Origin of the sequence: Streptomyces sp. PsTaAH-137 (assembly GCF_003259365.1) — a bacterium.
GTDB lineage: Bacteria > Actinomycetota > Actinomycetes > Streptomycetales > Streptomycetaceae > Streptomyces.
Genome location: NZ_QLLY01000033.1, coordinates 1 through 16,871, shown reverse-complemented (window position 1 = coordinate 16,871; position 16,871 = coordinate 1). Strand labels below are relative to the sequence as shown.

Genomic DNA, 16,871 nt, shown 5'->3' with positions numbered 1-16,871 from the left:
CCTAGTTGGCGGTCGCATTTCAAGCAGGTGATTCGTGATCGAGGTAGGCGCGCTACTCGTCCTGTCCCGCTTTCGGTAATGCGCTCATGAGGGTCCCCGTGATCCTTCATCTGACGTCGGTGGGTAAGCATTCCACAGCCGTCTGAAGGTTTGCTGGTGCCTTCCGGGCTCGTGCCGCGGCGCGGCGGAGCCGCCTGCCGTTGCGGGGGTTGGCAGGCGGCTCCTGTGGGACCTCTCCAGGGTCCGGGGAGAGACGAGCCGCCGACGGCTCCAAGCCCGGGCCCAGTATGGGCTCCTGTCAGGCGATGCGGCAGTGGTATGCGGCGATGTAGTCCAGGCATGCGCTGTAGGCCGTGTCGAGGGCCGCGCGTGCCGCGTGCGCCGGGTCGGCGCTGTAGTCGGACTCATCGAGGTCGGTGAGGGCATCGGAGATCACTTGGAGGGACTGTGAGGGGCAGACGACGGTGCCGAGGGTGCCGGAGTCGTCGACAGCCCACGAGGTCATGCCGTCCAAGTCGACGTCGGTGGGGGCGAGTTCGTGGCCTGCCAGGCAGACGAATCAGCCATCGGCGCGGACGCGGAAGGTGGTGGCGCCGTCGCAGGGCGCGCAGGTGATGACGTTCATGGTCACTCGCCCTCGAACTCGATGACGCTGGCGGCCTGGGCCGGCCCGGTGATCTCAGCCAGGACGGCCCCGGCGTGCTTCAGGCACGCCAGACGCTCGGCCTTGTCGAACCCCGTGATCACGAACGCCGGGCGGTCGTAACAGGGCTTGTCCTCGTAGGTCCAGGAGTAGGCGCAGTCGGGGAGGTTGACCGGCTTCATGATGGCGGGCGCCTGGTCCTGGTGCTGCTTCTCCTCGGTGGTCAGGCCGTCGGCGGGGATGACGGACACGAGGGCGCGCGCGGGAACCTGGGTGGTGAGTGCGGGGTCGTCGGCGTCCATGTGGTCGTAAACGATGTCCATGACGGTGAGGTCGTCGGCGGGCCGGGCGTCGTAGACGGTCATGAAGATGCCGGGGAGGACGGCGACGGAGTCGCCAGGCTTGAGGTCTGCCGCGTAGCGGCAGGTCTCGCCGGGCTGGTGGTGGTCGGGGCGTGCGTGAGCGCAGAGCGTCGCAGGCATGGGGTGGCGCCTTTCAGGGTGGGGTCCTGGTGAGGCACGCGAGGCCGCGCGGTGCGGTGGGGCTCAGGGACGCCGGAGGCGGCCCTTACCGGGCCGCGGAGCGGTCCGGCGCCGGAGGCGGCCCCAGCACGCCGTGTGGCACCGTGGCGCCGCGCCAGGACCCCCACCCTGAAAAAGGGGCTCTGCTGCGCGCCCGCTGCTGCGCCCCTTCACCCTTCCGCCTGCTGCTCCCTGCTCCGTGGGTGTGCTGCGCCGAGAGTGCCGGCCGCCCAGCCCGGAGTGGTGTCCCGTCTCAAAGGATCTGGTTCGAACCCAGGGCTGTGAGCTGCGGCGACCGGATCGATTGAGACGGGCGGACGTTCGAGTTCTCAGCCGGTCTGGTCCGATGCGTGAGAACACCGCTCGTCGTCTCATGGGATCTGGTCCGGCGAGACCGTGTCGAGCCGGTCGAGTTCCTCCCTGCGCCCGACGACCGCAGGGCCGCAGCCTGGTGGCAGACCACCGACGACCAGAGCAACGGCTTCCTCGGCGGTGTCCGCCTCCCCGACGATCTGGGAACGGGACGGCCCAACGACGAGGTAGCGCCCGCCAGGAAGATGCATGACGAACGGAACATCCCAAGACCAGTCCCCAGTGCACCTGCTGAAGTGCAGGTCCTGGTGGCTGCTTGAGGGATGGAGCTGCCGGAGAAGCGGCTCAGCATGGGCGGCTCGCACCAGCCTGATGTCCATGTCCTCGCGTTGGAGCAGCCGCTCCCACGCAGCCTCCACGACATCACACTGGCCAGGCTCGGCGCCATCGGAAGCACTCGGCGCATCTATCGATCCCATGCGCCCATTCTGCCGCCCGTGCGCCAACAGAGCTTTCCCCGGACCAGTTCACCCGAGATGGCCTAAGGATCGGTCCCGTTCACCTGAGACAGGGACCAGACCGGCCGGGACGGGACAAGTGGGTCCCCACGGGCGGCCGACGGGTCGACTGTCCTGTGCCACTGAATCTCGACCGTTTGCCACCGAACTTTGACCGGTGGCAGCCAACCATCCAGACGCTGGCGGGTGGTTTCACACCAAGCATCTCCCCGCACTCTGGGCATCGGCCTACTCTGCGGTGCCATGGATGTCGAGCTGACCAACGATGACCATCTCCGGGCCCTGGCCGCGCTGGAGGCTGTTGTCCAGAACAACGACGGTGCCCTGGAGGTCCTGGCGGGCGGCGCGCACGAGCGCCCACTGGCGGCCCTGCTCGCCGTGTACGGGAAGCACACGCTCGACCGCGTCCTGCTCGCCGCGTTCGGCATCGAGGCCACCATGACCTTCGACGAGACCGGCCAGCGCGTCGCGGAGCTCAACGGCGATCCCAGGGCGCGTATGGTCTTCCTTCTGGCCGATTCCCTACACCATCAGGCCGTCCTCGCTGGCGACGACCTCGTCACTGCCAAACGGATCGGCGGATCCATCCTGCTCGCGATCCACGCGTTCACCGACGCGGACAACCAGGACTCGTTGACCCTGCTGCACGCCCTGCGCAACGAGGCCATCCGAGCCGGCTGACGCGTCGGTCAAAGTCCGGTGGCAAACGGTCAAGATTCAGCGGCAAAGGTCATCGACGATAGCCCGCGCAGTGGGGGGAGCTCGTGTGCGGATGCCTCTGTCAGGCGTCGGGTTTTCTCCCATGTGGTGCCGCTGGCGAAGGTGAGGTGCAGGCTGACGGCGCGGGCGGCCTGGTCGCGCTCGCGCAGTACGGCGCCGAGTTGGACGACGAGGTCGAGCAGCCGGGCGCGGACCCGGGCGGAGTCCAGCTCTTGGTGGGCGAAGGTGTGGCGGACGTTGACGGATTCGGGGTGCAGGCGTGGGGTGACGGGTCGGTGGTCGATGCCGCGGGCTCGTTCGTGTGCGGTGCGGCCGGCGCGGCCGCCGAGGATGCGCTGCACGGTCGACCGGTCCAGTGAGGCCAGGACGCCGATCGTGGTCACCCTGTACTTCTCCAGCGTGCGTGCCTGCGCCGGGCCGATGCCGTGCAGCGCGGCGACCGGGAGGGGCGCCAGGAACTGGGGCAGCTGGTCGTCGTCGACGGCCAGCACGCCTCCCGGCTCCTCGATGTGCCCCGAGAGGGTCGCCGCCGACCAGGACGACGCGATCCCCACTCGGACGTCGCATCCGAGCCGGGCTACCGTCCGCAGCCGCGTCATCTCACCCAGCGCCCCGGCATCGCAGCCGAAGAAGCGCAGCGCGCCGCGCAGCTGCACGAGTGCCGCGCCGGGAGGAATGGACTGCACCGTCGCGGAGATGTCGGACAGCACCTCCAGCACGTCCCGGTAGGCCGGCTCCGGCGTACCCGCCGGCACCCGGACGTGCATGACCGTCGCTGCGCCTGTGACCTGCCCGTCCCCCATGACGTCACCTCCACACCTCATAATATCGAACGCATATTCGAACATGCGAGTCGGCGGGCTCCTCCATAGGCGGCGCCACATGTGTGACTGAGCGCGATAGTTGGCGCTTGAGCACGCTGGTGCTCTGACCGCATGCCTTCACCGGGTTGGGCGGGCGTGGGGCCATTAATGCCAGCTACCTGGCCGAGGCATCCGCCTAGGCTCGGCTCGTGCAGCCGCTTTCCGACCGCAGCAATCCGTTGATCACGGCCTTCCCGGCCGAGCTTGCAAGCGACGCCGAGGCAGTCCTGTCGGTGATGCCTGCTTCTCGGCTCCAGCCGCATGCCTCGTTCTCGGTCATTGTGGAGGGCCAGCAGGTTTCGATCCCCGAGCGCCTCTACAACGACGAGCCGCCAGCTAACGCGTTGGCGTCGCTTTCGCCGCGCCAACGGCAACTTCTGCACTGCCTGTACTCAAGGCACTGCGACGGGATGGTCAGGCAGCGCCACTTGGAGAAGGTCGTTGGTTACACGGATCCATGGGTGGTCCCCTTCGTCGTGCAGCTGGTCGGCGAGTACGTCTTGGAGATCCTGGTCGTCATCTGTGACGAGCTCCGCGATCTCGCCACGCCCGGCACCCGCGGCCATCTCGCTTACGGGCAGTTCATCGTGGACAACACGGCCTTCTTCGCGCGCACTCAACGGCGGGTTGTGAGCTACTGGAGCTGCTACTACCGGGGTACCTACGCGAGTTTTCGGGGCTACCCGGGGTGCACTCTTCTTGACCTCCTACGGTCCGCTGCCTCCGACAGAGCAGGGCATCCCTGGCTCAACCTCGCTCCAGCCGGCGCCAGGGTGGACGGCTACTGCTAGGACCCGGCCAGGCACGGTCGCCGGGCTGGTCAAGCGGCATCGGCGAGGGGACGTCCACCCCAGCGGATGCCCTTCTCGCTGCGGATCCGAGCGCGCTCGCGGCGCTGGGCTGCCAGCACGTGGGGGCGACGGGCATTCGCGTTGCGCCAGCGCAGATAGGCGTGCAGGGCCCGGGTCTGCACGGTGTGGTTGCGGTGGATGGAGTTGGCGATGGTGAACTGCCGTAGCGGACCGAAGTGCGCCTCGATCGGGTTGGCCCAGGACGCGTATGTCGGCGTGACGCACAGTTCGACGCGGTTCTTCTTCGCCCAGCGGCAGATCGTCTCGCCCTTGTGGGCCGACAGGTTGTCCAGGATGACGTAGATGGGGGCGCCGTCCGGTCGGGAGGCCCGGACCGATCTGAGCGCGGCCAGCGTGTTCGCGGCACCCTTCTTCCGGCGGTTGACGCCCCAGAGCGTGTCGTCACCGACCGAATAGCAGCCGTGGAAGTACCTGACGCCATGCGTGCGGTGGTAGGTCGCCGGGTGCCGCTCGGGGTGACTGGCGGGGGCCCAGCCCGCACCGCCGGTGGGGCGGATGCCGAGCGGGCCGAACTCGTCAAACGCGAAAACCCGGTCCGGGAAGCGGTCCAGAATCTCCTCGATCCGGTCCAGCTTTGCCTCGCGGTCGGGATCCGGGGACTCCTTCCACGTCTTGGTGCGCTGGAAGGTGATGCCGCGGCGGGCGAGCAGACGGCGTAACGCCTCGCGGCCGATGCGGATGACCCGCCCATGGACTTTCCGCAGGTAAGCCAGCAGTTTACGGATGGACCAGCGAGTGAAGAGCTGGCCGAGCTTGGTCGGTCGGGTGGTGGCCGTCTGAACGACGAAGTCCTCGTCGTCAGGACTGAGCAGGCGGGGACGGCCTCCCGCCCACCGAGGGTCCAGACAGGCCAGGCCGATCTCGTTGAAGCGGTGGATCACATCCCGGACGATGTCCTCGTCGGCCTGCACCAGCTGGGCGATCACCGGGACCCGGTTCCCGCCGGCCGACGCCAACAGCATCATCGCGCGCCGGAAGCGCACCGAACCGGTGCTGCCCCGGCGCACGATCTGCTGCAGTTTCTGCCCCTCCTGGTCGGTCAACCTGCGCACGCGGACAGGCTCAGCCACCGCACCCCCAGCACTCGGATCGGACGTCACCGCACATCCAACCGCCCCGACCACCAACCCGGCGAACCAATAGGGTCAGAGCACTATTGACAACTATTCCCAGTCCGGCTGGTTGGACAGGATCTCTGGAGACACATCCATCACCTGGCAGATCATGAACTGACGACCTTTCATGCGGAATCCCCTCTCAGCGGCTGTGCCCGGGACGGCTCTGCTCCGGTATGGATCAGGAACTCGGTGAGTACCTGGGCAAGTTGTTCGGGCTGGTCCTCGGGGATGAGAGTGGAGGAGTCGGCGATTTCGACCAGTCGGCCCTGCGGGTACAGATCGGCCAGCTGGGGGCCGTGTTCGCGTGGCATCAGCTTGTCCTCAGTCGCCCATACGACCAGTACCGGGCGGTCATAGCCTCGCAGGTGCTCGGACCAGGTGAGCAAGGTCTTGCGTCCGGGCGCTCCGGTGGCGAACTTGGCGAAGTCCCTTCGGATGGCTTTGTCGCGACTGGCGGGGGCGAACCAGTCGTCCATGATCTCGTCAGGAATCCCACGCAGGCTCATTCCGCCGTAGCCGTGCCGACTGTGGCGGAAGGCAGGGATGCGCATGAGACGCGTCAGGAGCCAGACGCCGCCGGGAATTTTGCACACGTGCGCCATGGCCTTGGCCGGCCCGGGAGGGAAATTGTCGAATGCTTCGCAGGCCACCAGCACCAGGCGCTCGATGTGCTGGTCCCGCCCCTCGGACACCAGGAACTGGCCGCCGCCCCAGTCATTGAGCACGAGAGTCACCTGGTGCAGACCGAGCCGTTCGATGAACTCACCCAGAAGCCGGGCGACACCGCGCTGAGAGAGATCGGCATCCGGGTTCATCGGCTGACGGTGCCCGCCCAAAGGCAAGGTGGGCAGGACGCAGCGATAGCCGCCCAGCATCGGGATCACCTTGCGCCACTGGGACTCGTTCATCGGCAGCCCATGGCAGAACACCAGTACTGGCCCGTCTCCACCGGTGTCCTGGTAGTCGACCGGTCCGTACGACAGCTGGATCCGCGGCATCTCGACACCTCTCTTGATAGAGCGTTCTACTGATAGTTTGGAGGCGAGGGAGGCGGAAAACAATGGGACAGTCGGATACGCGAGCGAGGATCCAGCGCGCCGCCGCGGTGCTGTTCCGGCGGCACGGCTACGCGGCCACCGGCTTGAAGCGGATCGCGACAGCGGCTGACGCGCCGTTCGGCTCGATCTACCACTTCTTCCCGGGCGGTAAGCAGCAGCTGGCCGAAGACATGATCCGCACGTCCGGAGCCGAGTACGGCCGGCTGGTCATGGCCCTGTTGGACAGCGTCTCGGATCCTGTTGGATCTCTCGTGCACGCATTTGAAGCGGCCGCGGACGATCTTGCCGCGGCTGACTATGCCGACGCGTGCCCCATCGGCACCGTGGCCCTGGAAGTCGCGAGCAGTAACGACGAACTGCGTGCCGCGACTGCGGAGGTCTTCGCGGAGTGGGTCGCCACGGCTGCGCGTTGGTTCGGTCGATGGGTGGACGAACCAAGCACAGCACGCTCCCTCGCGTACTCCATGGTCATGATGTTGGAGGGCGCATTCATGCTCAGCCGAGCTGCCCGTGATCCGGAACCGCTGCGGGTGGCCGGCCGGTCGATGGCAGCCTTGCTGCTCGCCGCCTTCCCCAACTCCGAGAGCACGTTCCGTACGAAGCGGTAGTACATGGTCCATGCCAGGTTATGGATGCCTCTTCCGTGCCCCGGTTTGCGACATCGGGGATCATTGCGGGGCGGATCATGCTTTCGGAGCCGCGGATGATCGCGGCGTGCAGGTTCGGCTATTTCTCATCGACTTGCCTGAAGCGGCACCCGATGCTGTTATCGGGGTCGTCGCCGGGGATCTGAAGGAGCAGCAGTCGGCCGTCGTCCGGCCTCAGCAAGGTCAGTTCCTCCCCGCCCTCGCCTGTTTCGACTCTGAGGACCTGACGGCTGCCAAAGGTGTCCAGCGACCAACTCCCGCGTCCGGTCACTGTCTTGGTGATGCGGGACTGGCTGACGCTGTAGTCCGTGGCCCAGTGTTCGTACCTGGCTGAGCCCTTGCTGCCCAGCGCGAGCGAGGTGTCACACGACTCGCCGGCGTGCCAGTGGCCCACGAGGTCCGCGCGGTGCACTCCCTTCGCTTCAGGCTCCGTGGCGCAACCGGCGATGAGGCCAAGGGGCGCACACAGAAGAGCTGCCATTACCCAACGCCGCTTCACTCTTTGCCTCACTATGCGATCCGGGTCATACGGTGGAGCACGGCCCATGCGGATCCGTGCTGGCTGGGTGTCGCGCAGGTCCATCTCTGCTGGCCCGCACGTCGCGAGCCCGCGGCTGCCGCCGCGCTTGGGCTGAGACGGCCACCGTGGTCCAGTGCGGCATTTGCCGCCGTACCTCGCGTGGTCCGCCGACTCCGCGACAGACAAGCTCACTGTGACGCGAGAGGCGACATCAGCACTGTTGCGTACAGGAGTTGCGCGGCGGCCATGGCCAAGAGCATGCCGCCGCTGCCCACCAGGAGAAGGAACCAGAGCGGCAGCAGCAGAACCACTGTGCTGAGCAGGCGGAACGAGCCGTTACTCAACTGGGGCTGCCCTAGAGCCAGAAGAACCACCAGGACGAGCGTGGGTCCACCGATATACAGCAGGATGGTCGGGGTGTAGGTCAGATAGGTCACGAAGGACTCTACGAAGGAGAGATGGCTGATGGTGTCCGTCTGGCTCTGATCGAGCGCCCGCGGCGATATCGCCGATGCGACCGACCAGCCACAGGCGAACACCACGAGATAGATCCCCACGCTCCGAACCAGCCAGCGTCCGAACTGCACCGGCGTGATGGGCGCGGTCTCTGCTGTCGACATCTGGTCCCTGTCTGCCTTGTTGGATTCGGCCGCTGCGGGCCCGGAGGCGGAGGGTCTCCGATTACGGGATCGCGGGCGAGATGCAGGTCAGCCTGTTGGGCGCGTCGCATCGAGCTGCCGGTTGTGCACAGTGGCGCCGGCGCCCCGAGAAGCGGGTCACGAACCCCACCGCATCAGGCGACGCGGCTGACCCTAGCACTTTCTTGAACGCGTTCAAAAGAGGCTGCCGCGCTGCGGTTTCCCGCGCACCTCCGGGCCACGTGGCCACGCCCGTCACCCTCAGCCGCATCAGGCCCTGCCGAGGAAGATGTAGCCGCGCTGGTCGCATCGGGTAGCCACCGCTTGGTGCTTCCTCGGCTTGGCCTCCGGGCCCACCGCGGCAGAAAGACCGCCGAGTGCAAGCGCCACACTCAAGCCCTGCTCTGCCCCGCTCGGTGCCGGGCCGTCGTGCGGTTCACCGTGCTCTGCGACGGCTGTTTCGGGGAGCCGAGACGGGCTCGTTTCCGTCCGCTCGCTGGGTCATGTGTCGCGCGGTGACCGCGTGGAGTTGACCTCCAAAACAGCCAGCAGCTCAGCAAACCGGCCCTCTTGCGAGGTGCCCGAAGCCAGCTCGCTCAGGGCATACGCCGTGGTCTTGAAGCCGTCCGCGTGCTTGAACTCCGCACCCCACGCACCCAGCCCCACCGAGGCCACCTCGTCCAGCCCCAGACGGTGGGTCCCCCACGGATTGACCGCCACGATCCCGTCAGGGCCCACCTGAAGTCGGACTCGGAGGACCGCCCACCAGAAGAACAACCCACCGCCGACGGCAAGCCCCGACCACAGCCCGGCCAACTGTGCCGCCTCGGCACTCGGCGAGGAAACCCACCTCGCCCAGCAGAAGAGCGCCCTCGCTCCCACGACAGCCGGGATCACAAAGCCCGCAACGCGAGCCGTCCCGCCAACGCGCCAAACTGACACCGAGCCCCCGCCCTGGTCCTCCATGCTCACATTCTGGGCCCTACGGATTGACCAGAGGCATAGGGCCCCGAAGCCTCTGGAGGCGGTGTCAGGCGGGGAAGGCGCGTTCGGCTTCGTCGCGCCGGGTGTACAGGTCCCAGAAGAGGGGGGCAATGTCGTCGGCCGCGGCCGACGGGACACCGGGTGGGGCGTCGGCGCCGATCCAGGCCCCGATGGCGACGTGTGCCGCCTGGATGCCGGTGCCGGTGAGTTCCTTGTGCAGACCGAGCACCCAGTTGCGCAGTGCGGCCTGCGCGGCGTTGAGGTTGCCGAGCGTCGGGTTGGGGTCGGCCGCACCGGCGCCGTTTGTGAACAGGAGGGTGCCCGCGCCGGCCGCGCGCATCGAGGGCAGGACGGCCTGTGTTGCGGCGATCGCCCCGTAGAGCAGGATGTCCATCGCCCACTGCACATCGGAGGGGGCGGTCTGGGACGGGGCGGTCAGTGACACGGATTCCAGACTCCCGGCCGGGGAGTACTCCAGGACGTCGATACGGCCGAAGCGGGTCGCGGCATCCTTGAGGGCCTGGGTGAGCGCTTCGTGGTCGAGTACGTCCGCGCAGAACCCGGCGGCGGTGATGCCGTCGGCCTCCAGGCGGCCGACCAGGGCATCGAGCCTGTCGCGGTTACGGGCGATGAGAGCGACGTCGAAACCGCGGGAGCCGAAGGTGCGGGCGATGGCCAGGCCCATACCGGGGCCAGCTCCGACGATGGCGATGGTGGGCACAGTGAATCCTTTGCTGGAAGGTTGGTTGGGACGGAGTGGACGAGGAGGAAGGAGCGGGTACGGCGGCGGTACGGTCACCACTCGTCGTCGGGGAAGTGGTTGTCGTGAGCTCCGTGCAGCCGGCTCAGGTCGCGCTCGCCCGTGGTGGCGAGGGCGGCGAAGTACTCCTCCCGTGGCACGCCCGGTGAGAGCGCCATCAGAAGGGTGGCGCCTTCGCCGGACTCCTTGCGCAGGGCGTGCACGTCACCCGCCGCCGCGTGCGCGGTGTCTTGGGGCCGGAGGGTTCGCCAGGCCCGTCCGTCGAAGTAGTCGACCTCGCCCTCTTCGACGATGAAGGTCTCGCTGAAGGTCGTGTGGAAGTGCGGGGAAGGCCCGGTGCTGGAGGGCGCCATGCGCCACCGGTAGAGGCTCATGTTCCCGCTGGTCTGATCTGCACTGGCGAGGACCTCGATGGTCGATCCGCTGGCGCCCAGCCGGATCATCCGGACCTGTGGGGCCTGCTCTCGCTCGGGATACCGGCGGATTGATTGCGTGTTGGTCATGGCCCGAGTCTGGGAGCTCGGCCTAATCGCTCGCGCTCAATTCGGCGGTGGCCTAACAATGGAGAAGTGATCCGTTACCGTCTGGGGGCCGGCGCCGCGGGTGTGCGGTGGGCGATGTCGCCGATCCACGAAGTCGTCAGCCTGGCCCAGCTGTTGACCGAGCCGCAGCGGCACCCGCTGTTCCACTCCTGGCTGCGCCGTCGGCGCCTGCGGCTCTCGCTTACGGACCTGCGGGCGCTCACCGTCTTCATGGCCGACGGCGCCTACCGGCCCGACTTCCTCGACCCGTCGCCGATGTCCAGTGAGCCGACGTTCGAGGAGGGCCTGGACGCCCTCCTGGCGGCGCCGACGGACCAGACGTACGCCGAACTGGTCGACGCCACGACCGGGCAAGGACCGGACATACGCCGCCGACTGCTCGAGAACCCGGACCGGGCCAGATCCGAGGCCGCCGACGCGCTGCAGCGCCTGTGGAAGACAGCAGTGGAACCGGAGTGGCCCTCGATGCGCCAGGCATTGCGGGCCGAGATGCTGGACCGGGCCCTCCAGGTCAACCGGGAGGGCCTACGCGCGATCCTGCCGCGCCTGCACCCGTCGGCCGCGTGCGAAGGCGACACCGTCACCGTGAACAAGAGCGTCAACATCGACGTTGACTGCCCCGAGGGGCTCATCCTCATTCCGTCCCTGTTCATCACCGACCGGATCCAGTGCACCACCTCCAGCCACTGGACGCCGGCGATCTACTATCCGGCATCCGGGCGCTACCTCTGGTCCACGCCGCCCACTCCCCGGTCGCTGGACCGCCTCCTGGGCGGGACCCGCGCGCGGATCCTGGCCGCGCTGGCCACCCCGCTGCAGACCACCGTGGTGGCCAGGCTGGTGAACGTCACCCCGCCGACCGCCAGTGAACACCTGGCCATCCTCCGGGACGCCGGACTGATCGACAGCAGCCGGTCCGGCCGCACCGCCACGCACGAGCTCACCAAGGCCGGACAAGCTCTCCTGGACGCCGCCTCGCCGCAGTCATGACGGGTGGGCTATTGGGTGTGGAAGGCGGTTCGCCAGGCGCGTGTAGCGGCCGCTTGTTGGACGACTCTCTGCATGAGCACGTAGGCGGGGGTTCGCGACAGCCGGGCCCTCTCCCCCTCCTCGCTGTGCTTGACCGTGAGGCACTGCTTCGTCCCGACGTTGCGGTAGGTCACAAGGCCCGTGGATCCGAAAGTGAACGCCGCTTCCCAGCGTTGGCGCGCCTCTCCGGTACGAAGGGCAAGACCGACGGGGTCACCCTTTCGCGCGCGGTGAGCACAAATCTCGCCTGTGCCGCCATGTTGGCGAACTCGTACTGCGCGGCTGCGGCGGCCGGAGCGGCGCCGGCGGGCGCGGCCCCGGCGAGGAGAGCGGCGCTGACGGCTGCGGCGGTCAACCATGCGCTGGCTCAGATCACGGTTCCTCCAGATCAGTTGGCATGGCAGCCTCCACCGGCTGCCTTCGGCGTGGTGTGGCCCCCCTCTACATCTCCATCGTGGCTTGCGGAGAACGTGTCCTTCAGCGCAGTGCACACGGCGAGCGCCACCGGTGGGCTGCTGCACTTGCGGTGAACCTGTCCTTGAACGCCGGCTTCGGCTGGTCATTCTTCAAAGCCGCACCCCGTATAGCAGCAAGCGGGCGCACACCGCCGATAGCGGCCTCTCCTTGAGTCGGTAACGTTCATCCTCGTGATGCGTGCCTGGATGTTGCCTTTGTTGCTGGTCTTGTGCGGCGCTGCCGTTACGGCTGGGTTGGTCGCCAGGGGCGACCGCGTCGAAGCGGTGGCTCCGCTGCTGGTTTTCGTGCTTCTCGCTGGCGTGTACTCGCCTTCGATCTTCCCGAGGGGCGTCAGTGCGCTGGAGACCCAGCGCCTCAGCCCAGTCGATGGACGGCCCATCGTCTTTTGGCGTCCCGGCTGCAAGTACTGCATGCGGCTGCGCCTTCGGCTGGGCTTCAAAGCCCGGCATCTACACTGGGTCAATATCTGGCGCGATCCGGCAGGTCCCGCACCAATCCCTCACCCGCATGGGTTCGCGAGCAGCTCTCTCAGTGACTTACGGATCGTTTCAGAATGAGTCAGTCTGGCTGGGCGTCAGTCCTCGAGATGTTGAAGGATCTGCGCGAACTCGCCGTTCTCGATCAGGCCGGTGAGGACCTGGGTCATGTTGCTGATACCGGCATCGCGGACGATGAGCCCGTCCGAGCACCAGAAGTAGCGTCCTCCCAGAGCTTCCCCGCTCACCGCCCACCGCTTCATCAGCGTCTCAACGTGACCGACCGTGCGAATGGTTGCGCTCCACCGAGACCCGTCCCGCAGGCGGACCTCGACGTCAACATCGCTCACCGCATCGAGGTCCTCGTCGGCGTCCGGAGGAACGCGGCCTCGAAGTGCTCAGTGTGGACGCGGTACCAGGGTTCATCCCAGCTGCCCAATGGTATGCCGTGGCTCATCGGACGAGTGTGCCGGGCCGATTCACCCTCCTCAACTGCTCTGCTCTGGCACGCTTCCGGCGTGAACGGCCCGTCGTGTGAGATACGAGGGGCAGCCGTGAGCTAGTGCTGTGACCGCATAGGTTCGCCGAGTTGGACGATCAAGGCCATGGCGACGAGCGGCTGGCCTCCCCGTCTGATGCCTTGCCCGCTATGGACCTTGACGCGTTCGCGTCGTCGGTACGGCAGTAGGGTGAAACGGTGACCTCCTTCCCGGAACCGCCGCCGCTGATCGGTGAAGATGACCGCGATACGGCCGTGCAGCGCCTCCAGGAGGCGTACACCGAAGGGCTCATCTCGCACGAGGAGTTGGACGGACGCCTTCATCAGGTGCTCAGCGCCAAGGTGCACAGCCAGCTCGTGTCAGCTCTGGCCTCACTCCCGGGGGAGCACCCGGGCACCACGTCGACGATCGCTGCAGCCGGTGGACGGATCCAGCGACGAGGGGCATGGCGGGTACCTCGGATCCTCAAGGTCGAGTCCGCATACGGAAGGGTGCGCCTGGATCTGTCCCGGGCGGTCATCGAGCATCCGGTCGTCGACATCGAGCTGCAACTCGGAACCGGTGGGGCCAGAATCATCGTGCCTCGTGACGCGGTCGTTGATGTCGAGGGTTTGCGCACTGAGTGGAAGGACCTGCGCTACAAGGCTCCGCGGCGTTCCCGCCCCGGCGGGCCGAGAATCCGCATCTCTGGGGCCATGGGATTTGGACGATTGAAGATCCGCCATGCCCGGCGTTGAGGCTCCACCCGCCCGGCACTTCGACCGCCGACTTCGGCGGCTGTCAGGCGACGGCTTTGAGAGGACGTCCGCCCCAGCGGATACCTTTCTCGCTTCGGATACGAGCACGTTCCTTGCGTTCGGCCGCCAGGACATCACGGTGACGGGCGTTGGCGTTGTGCCACCGCAGGTAGGCGTGCAGGGCCCGCTGCCGTGCGGATCGCCTCCACGAGGGCTGCCAGGTCGCGTTCCAGAACCCGGCTCCGGGCCTGGAGGGCCTGCTCGAGTACGTCTGGCGGAAGGCCGTCATCGCGGGGCACCTGCACCCGCTGCCCCGGACCGAGAGAACTCTGCATGTCAGCGCGAGTGGGATTGCGCAAAATGGACATCGGTCTTCGTTTTGTGTGCTGGCTGGCTGATCTGGAGTTTGGGATCATGAGGTTGGAGCTGCGCGGTGGCGCGTGCTGTTGGCGCTGTCGCTCCCAGCCCGCTCTGGCGGTCGAGACGCCGACCATGCCGTCAGAGCGGGGCCAGGTGGGGGCGGGCGGAGCTGGGGAGCAAGGCCCGCCCCACCACCTCCTGGCCCCGGCAGGAGAACGGGAAAATTGAGGCTGAACGTGTCGCCGATTTTTGCCGCTGAGGGACGATGGCTTTCTTCGCACTGCATCCGACGGACCCGCTAAGACTTCTCTCGGTCACCGAACTCGCCCTGGAGCGCGAGCGGCTGCTGAGTGAGGTGGCGCACCTGCAACGAGCGGTCACCTCGCACGAGGTGACCGACCAGGCCAAAGGCGCTGTAGCGGCGCTCGGACGGATGTCACCGGACGATGCGTGGACGGTGCTGCGGCAGGTGTCCCAGAACACCAACACGAAACTCACCGACGTGGCACGCCACATCCTGGACTTTGTTCAGGGAGGCACCCTCCCCGAGGACGAACGGCGCGAGCTGTATGCCGCGATCTCACAGTCCACCAGCGCACAGCCCTGAGGGCGCTCCCGCCCGCAGAGGCCTTCCTGGTCCTGTACGCCGGACGACGGCGCCGTTCCGCCCGTGTGACGTGCTGCCCGGCACGCTCACCGTGCCCCGCACGGCCGCGTCGCCCGTCCCGGGCAGTCCTTCGGCGGTCCCGTCCGGGTGCTCTGGGATAGAAGGCCCTGCTATGCGTGTAAAAGGCAATGTTCGGGGGATTGGTGTTGCACGGTGCAGATCGCTGAAAGCCCCCTGGGGGTCGTTCTGCGTCGAGGTGTCCCCGGTTCAGCTCTACGAGCCGGGGACACCGCCATCCTCGCCCTCGGGCAGGGTGCCCTGGTCGATGAGCTGCTGGGCGACATCGCGGAGCTTGATGTTCTTCTCCTGCGAGTAGCGGCGCAGGGTGTCGAAGGCGGCGTCCTCGGTGAGGTGGTGGCGTTCCATGAGGATGCCCATGGCTTCGCCGATGGTGTGGCGGCTGTCGACGGCGCGGCGCATGGCGGCGTGTTCGTGCGCGCCGGACAGCGCGACGGCCGCGTGCGCGGCCAGGAGCCAGCCGGCCGTCTCGGCGTCGGCATCGAAGGCGCCGGGGCGGTGAGAGTAGAGATTGAGGGCGCCCAGATTGTCGTGGTCATCGGTGTAGAGCAGAAAGCCCATCATGCTGCCCACGCCCAGGGCGTGGGCTCGGGGAGCGAAGGACCGCCAGCGCACTGTCTCCGTCGCCAGGTTCTCGATGCGGAAGACGGGGTGCTGAAGGGTGCTGGCATCGAGGCAAGGCCCCTCTCCCAGGCGTTCTTGGAGGCGGTCGCTGTCGTCGACGATCTGGCTGGTCGACGCCACGGTCGTGACCTGCTTCTTACGCACCACCAGGACGCCGGCCGCGTCACAGCCATCCACGCGCTTCGCAGCGGCGTCGATGATCTTGTCAAGGGTCTCGTCGACCGCATCGCGTGCCAGGAAGCTGCGGGCCATGCCGGCCATGTCGACCGCGAAGTCACGCCATTCCATGCCCATACGCTCCCTCTGGTGAGTGCACAGCGCCTGCTGTCCGACGACCACGTCTGAAAGCGGCCGGTCTACTCACCCTGTCACGTCAGTCCTGCACGCGGTCCCAACGTAGAAGAGTGCCGTACCCATGGCTGGGTGCGGCCCCTTACAGGGTGCGCAGGTTCGAGCACCCCTCGTGACAATTTGTCCCCCATGTTCCGAAGCGGAACGGCAAGGTGATCCAATCGACCGAAAGGCGGAAACGGTCGGCTTTTGCTGTTCGGCCAACCGGCCGCGGAATCCGATGTGCCATTGGCCCCATGCGTATGCGCAGAGTGTCTCGTCATGCACGAGGGCAGGGCCTGCGGTTGTGGCCGGTCGGCCCTGTCCTTATCAGCGCCTTCGCCGCAGCGGTTCTGGTCGCAGCCGGTGTCTTCTACGCAGGAAGGTCGTCGAGCCGGCCTTCAGGCGCTGCGTATTGTCGGTACCCGCGTACGTCTGGTCCGTCGTAGAACCGGACTGGGTATAGGCGCCGAGCTGGTTGTGCGGCGTCCACGATTCCGCGGTGCGGGTGCCCGTCGGGCTCGCGGCCGACGTCTCGTTACCGGCACCGTCGTAGGTGAAAGCGTCGTTGCCGTCGAACGAGGTCAGCTCGCCGGCGTCGTTGTAGACGGCCTTCTGCTCGGCGTCGTCGCAGGAGGAGGGCAGCGTGGTGCCGGTGGAGCGGCCGGTGCGGTTGCCGGCCTTGTCGTAGCAGTAGGACCAGCCGGCCGTCGTGGAGCCGGACTTGGTCTCCACGGCCTTGGTCCGCTTATCACCAGCGATACCCATATCCGCCGTCGGCTCGAAGCCGTGAAAGCAGAATGCACACCATCGGCCGGTGCCGCCATACCTAGTTCGCTTCCAGTGCTCTGGCGGCCGTCCGGCGACCTGCACCTCCGGACGGCCGCCAGTCAGGGAGTGCCGATGATGGGCTGCGGAACCGATCGCAGCCCATCAT

General features: G+C 67.3%; 19 protein-coding genes and 2 pseudogenes. 6 read left to right on the top strand and 15 right to left on the bottom strand.

Features of this window, described 5'->3' with window-relative positions:
* Positions 1 to 298: 298 nt before the first annotated feature.
* The 3 genes from K377_RS39560 to K377_RS39550 all read right to left on the bottom strand — a co-directional run bounded on the left by K377_RS39560 (position 299) and on the right by K377_RS39550 (position 1,955).
* Complete coding sequence (locus K377_RS39560; RefSeq protein WP_111668491.1) at positions 299 to 505, bottom strand: hypothetical protein; 207 nt, start codon at positions 503 to 505, stop codon at positions 299 to 301.
* Positions 506 to 627: 122 nt separating this feature from the next.
* Complete coding sequence (locus tag K377_RS39555) at positions 628 to 1,125, bottom strand: hypothetical protein (RefSeq protein WP_111668490.1); 498 nt, start codon at positions 1,123 to 1,125, stop codon at positions 628 to 630.
* Positions 1,126 to 1,535: 410 nt separating this feature from the next.
* Positions 1,536 to 1,955, bottom strand: a complete 420-nt coding sequence (locus tag K377_RS39550; protein ID WP_220093196.1) for a DUF6193 family natural product biosynthesis protein — start codon at positions 1,953 to 1,955, stop codon at positions 1,536 to 1,538.
* 282 nt (positions 1,956 to 2,237) lie between these two features.
* Here K377_RS39550 and K377_RS39545 point away from each other — a divergent pair, with 282 nt between their 5' ends.
* Positions 2,238 to 2,675 (top strand): hypothetical protein, encoded by a 438-nt coding sequence (locus tag K377_RS39545; protein ID WP_161195093.1) that lies wholly within the window; start codon positions 2,238 to 2,240, stop codon positions 2,673 to 2,675.
* A 29-nt stretch (positions 2,676 to 2,704) separates the two neighbouring features.
* Here K377_RS39545 and K377_RS39540 read toward each other — a convergent pair whose 3' ends face one another.
* Positions 2,705 to 3,517 carry a hypothetical protein gene (locus K377_RS39540; protein WP_111668489.1) on the bottom strand — a complete coding sequence of 271 codons (813 nt, stop codon included), beginning with the start codon at positions 3,515 to 3,517 and terminating at the stop codon, positions 2,705 to 2,707.
* 209 nt (positions 3,518 to 3,726) lie between these two features.
* Here K377_RS39540 and K377_RS39535 point away from each other — a divergent pair, with 209 nt between their 5' ends.
* Positions 3,727 to 4,368: a hypothetical protein gene (locus K377_RS39535; RefSeq protein WP_111668488.1), complete on the top strand. Its 642-nt coding sequence runs from the start codon at positions 3,727 to 3,729 to the stop codon at positions 4,366 to 4,368.
* 29 nt (positions 4,369 to 4,397) lie between these two features.
* Here the strand turns inward: K377_RS39535 and K377_RS39530 are convergent, their stop codons facing one another.
* Complete coding sequence (locus tag K377_RS39530) at positions 4,398 to 5,519, bottom strand: IS630 family transposase (RefSeq protein WP_309252268.1); 1,122 nt, start codon at positions 5,517 to 5,519, stop codon at positions 4,398 to 4,400.
* Positions 5,520 to 5,689: 170 nt separating this feature from the next.
* On the bottom strand, positions 5,690 to 6,565 hold the full coding sequence (locus tag K377_RS39525) for an alpha/beta fold hydrolase (protein WP_111668486.1): 876 nt from the start codon (positions 6,563 to 6,565) through the stop codon (positions 5,690 to 5,692).
* A 62-nt stretch (positions 6,566 to 6,627) separates the two neighbouring features.
* On the opposite strand from K377_RS39525, the gene K377_RS39520 reads away from it, so the two are divergent.
* On the top strand, positions 6,628 to 7,233 hold the full coding sequence (locus K377_RS39520; protein WP_111668485.1) for a TetR/AcrR family transcriptional regulator: 606 nt from the start codon (positions 6,628 to 6,630) through the stop codon (positions 7,231 to 7,233).
* Between the two features lie 118 nt (positions 7,234 to 7,351).
* On the opposite strand, the gene K377_RS39515 is transcribed toward K377_RS39520, so the two are convergent.
* The 5 genes from K377_RS39515 to K377_RS39495 form a co-directional block, all read right to left on the bottom strand.
* Positions 7,352 to 7,753: a hypothetical protein gene (locus tag K377_RS39515; RefSeq protein ID WP_146614836.1), complete on the bottom strand. Its 402-nt coding sequence runs from the start codon at positions 7,751 to 7,753 to the stop codon at positions 7,352 to 7,354.
* 227 nt (positions 7,754 to 7,980) lie between these two features.
* Positions 7,981 to 8,412, bottom strand: a complete 432-nt coding sequence (locus K377_RS39510) for a hypothetical protein (protein WP_111668483.1) — start codon at positions 8,410 to 8,412, stop codon at positions 7,981 to 7,983.
* A gap of 519 nt (positions 8,413 to 8,931) precedes the next feature.
* A complete protein-coding gene (locus K377_RS39505; protein ID WP_237551678.1) occupies positions 8,932 to 9,246 on the bottom strand; it encodes a PH domain-containing protein in 315 nt (104 codons plus the stop codon).
* A gap of 214 nt (positions 9,247 to 9,460) precedes the next feature.
* Entirely contained in the window at positions 9,461 to 10,135 is a 675-nt protein-coding gene (locus K377_RS39500; protein ID WP_111668482.1) for an SDR family oxidoreductase, read from the bottom strand.
* 74 nt (positions 10,136 to 10,209) lie between these two features.
* Positions 10,210 to 10,677 carry a cupin domain-containing protein gene (locus K377_RS39495; RefSeq protein ID WP_111668481.1) on the bottom strand — a complete coding sequence of 156 codons (468 nt, stop codon included), beginning with the start codon at positions 10,675 to 10,677 and terminating at the stop codon, positions 10,210 to 10,212.
* 66 nt (positions 10,678 to 10,743) lie between these two features.
* On the opposite strand from K377_RS39495, the gene K377_RS39490 reads away from it, so the two are divergent.
* A complete protein-coding gene (locus K377_RS39490; RefSeq protein WP_111668480.1) occupies positions 10,744 to 11,706 on the top strand; it encodes a DUF5937 family protein in 963 nt (320 codons plus the stop codon).
* Between the two features lie 1,090 nt (positions 11,707 to 12,796).
* On the opposite strand, the pseudogene K377_RS39480 reads toward K377_RS39490, so the two are convergent.
* Positions 12,797 to 13,155, bottom strand: a pseudogene (locus K377_RS39480) (hypothetical protein).
* A 240-nt stretch (positions 13,156 to 13,395) separates the two neighbouring features.
* On the opposite strand from K377_RS39480, the gene K377_RS39475 reads away from it, so the two are divergent.
* Positions 13,396 to 13,935, top strand: a complete 540-nt coding sequence (locus K377_RS39475; protein WP_111668479.1) for a DUF1707 domain-containing protein — start codon at positions 13,396 to 13,398, stop codon at positions 13,933 to 13,935.
* 43 nt (positions 13,936 to 13,978) lie between these two features.
* Here the strand turns inward: K377_RS39475 and K377_RS42620 are convergent.
* Positions 13,979 to 14,134: pseudogene (locus K377_RS42620) on the bottom strand (IS630 family transposase); the annotation flags it as partial.
* 426 nt (positions 14,135 to 14,560) lie between these two features.
* On the opposite strand from K377_RS42620, the gene K377_RS39465 reads away from it, so the two are divergent.
* Entirely contained in the window at positions 14,561 to 14,902 is a 342-nt protein-coding gene (locus tag K377_RS39465; protein ID WP_111668477.1) for an ANTAR domain-containing protein, read from the top strand.
* A 273-nt stretch (positions 14,903 to 15,175) separates the two neighbouring features.
* Here K377_RS39465 and K377_RS39460 read toward each other — a convergent pair whose 3' ends face one another.
* On the bottom strand, positions 15,176 to 15,892 hold the full coding sequence (locus tag K377_RS39460) for a GAF and ANTAR domain-containing protein (protein WP_111668506.1): 717 nt from the start codon (positions 15,890 to 15,892) through the stop codon (positions 15,176 to 15,178).
* Positions 15,893 to 16,264: 372 nt separating this feature from the next.
* The gene (locus tag K377_RS39450; RefSeq protein ID WP_237551677.1) at positions 16,265 to 16,669 is read right to left on the bottom strand and encodes a hypothetical protein; all 405 of its coding nucleotides are present in this window, start codon (positions 16,667 to 16,669) and stop codon (positions 16,265 to 16,267) included.
* Positions 16,670 to 16,871: the final 202 nt, after the last annotated feature.

Bases quoted from the DNA above. Each gene is read 5' to 3' on its own strand.
- K377_RS39560 (WP_111668491.1), bottom strand. From the start codon at position 505: ATGACCTCGTGGGCTGTCGACGACTCCGGCACCCTCGGCACCGTCGTC.
- K377_RS39555 (WP_111668490.1), bottom strand. From the start codon at position 1,125: ATGCCTGCGACGCTCTGCGCTCACGCACGCCCCGACCACCACCAGCCC.
- K377_RS39550 (WP_220093196.1), bottom strand. From the start codon at position 1,955: ATGGGATCGATAGATGCGCCGAGTGCTTCCGATGGCGCCGAGCCTGGC.
- K377_RS39545 (WP_161195093.1), top strand. From the start codon at position 2,238: ATGGATGTCGAGCTGACCAACGATGACCATCTCCGGGCCCTGGCCGCG.
- K377_RS39540 (WP_111668489.1), bottom strand. From the start codon at position 3,517: ATGGGGGACGGGCAGGTCACAGGCGCAGCGACGGTCATGCACGTCCGG.
- K377_RS39525 (WP_111668486.1), bottom strand. From the start codon at position 6,565: ATGCCGCGGATCCAGCTGTCGTACGGACCGGTCGACTACCAGGACACC.
- K377_RS39520 (WP_111668485.1), top strand. From the start codon at position 6,628: ATGGGACAGTCGGATACGCGAGCGAGGATCCAGCGCGCCGCCGCGGTG.
- K377_RS39515 (WP_146614836.1), bottom strand. From the start codon at position 7,753: ATGGCAGCTCTTCTGTGTGCGCCCCTTGGCCTCATCGCCGGTTGCGCC.
- K377_RS39510 (WP_111668483.1), bottom strand. From the start codon at position 8,412: ATGTCGACAGCAGAGACCGCGCCCATCACGCCGGTGCAGTTCGGACGC.
- K377_RS39495 (WP_111668481.1), bottom strand. From the start codon at position 10,677: ATGACCAACACGCAATCAATCCGCCGGTATCCCGAGCGAGAGCAGGCC.
- K377_RS39465 (WP_111668477.1), top strand. From the start codon at position 14,561: ATGGCTTTCTTCGCACTGCATCCGACGGACCCGCTAAGACTTCTCTCG.
- K377_RS39460 (WP_111668506.1), bottom strand. From the start codon at position 15,892: ATGGAATGGCGTGACTTCGCGGTCGACATGGCCGGCATGGCCCGCAGC.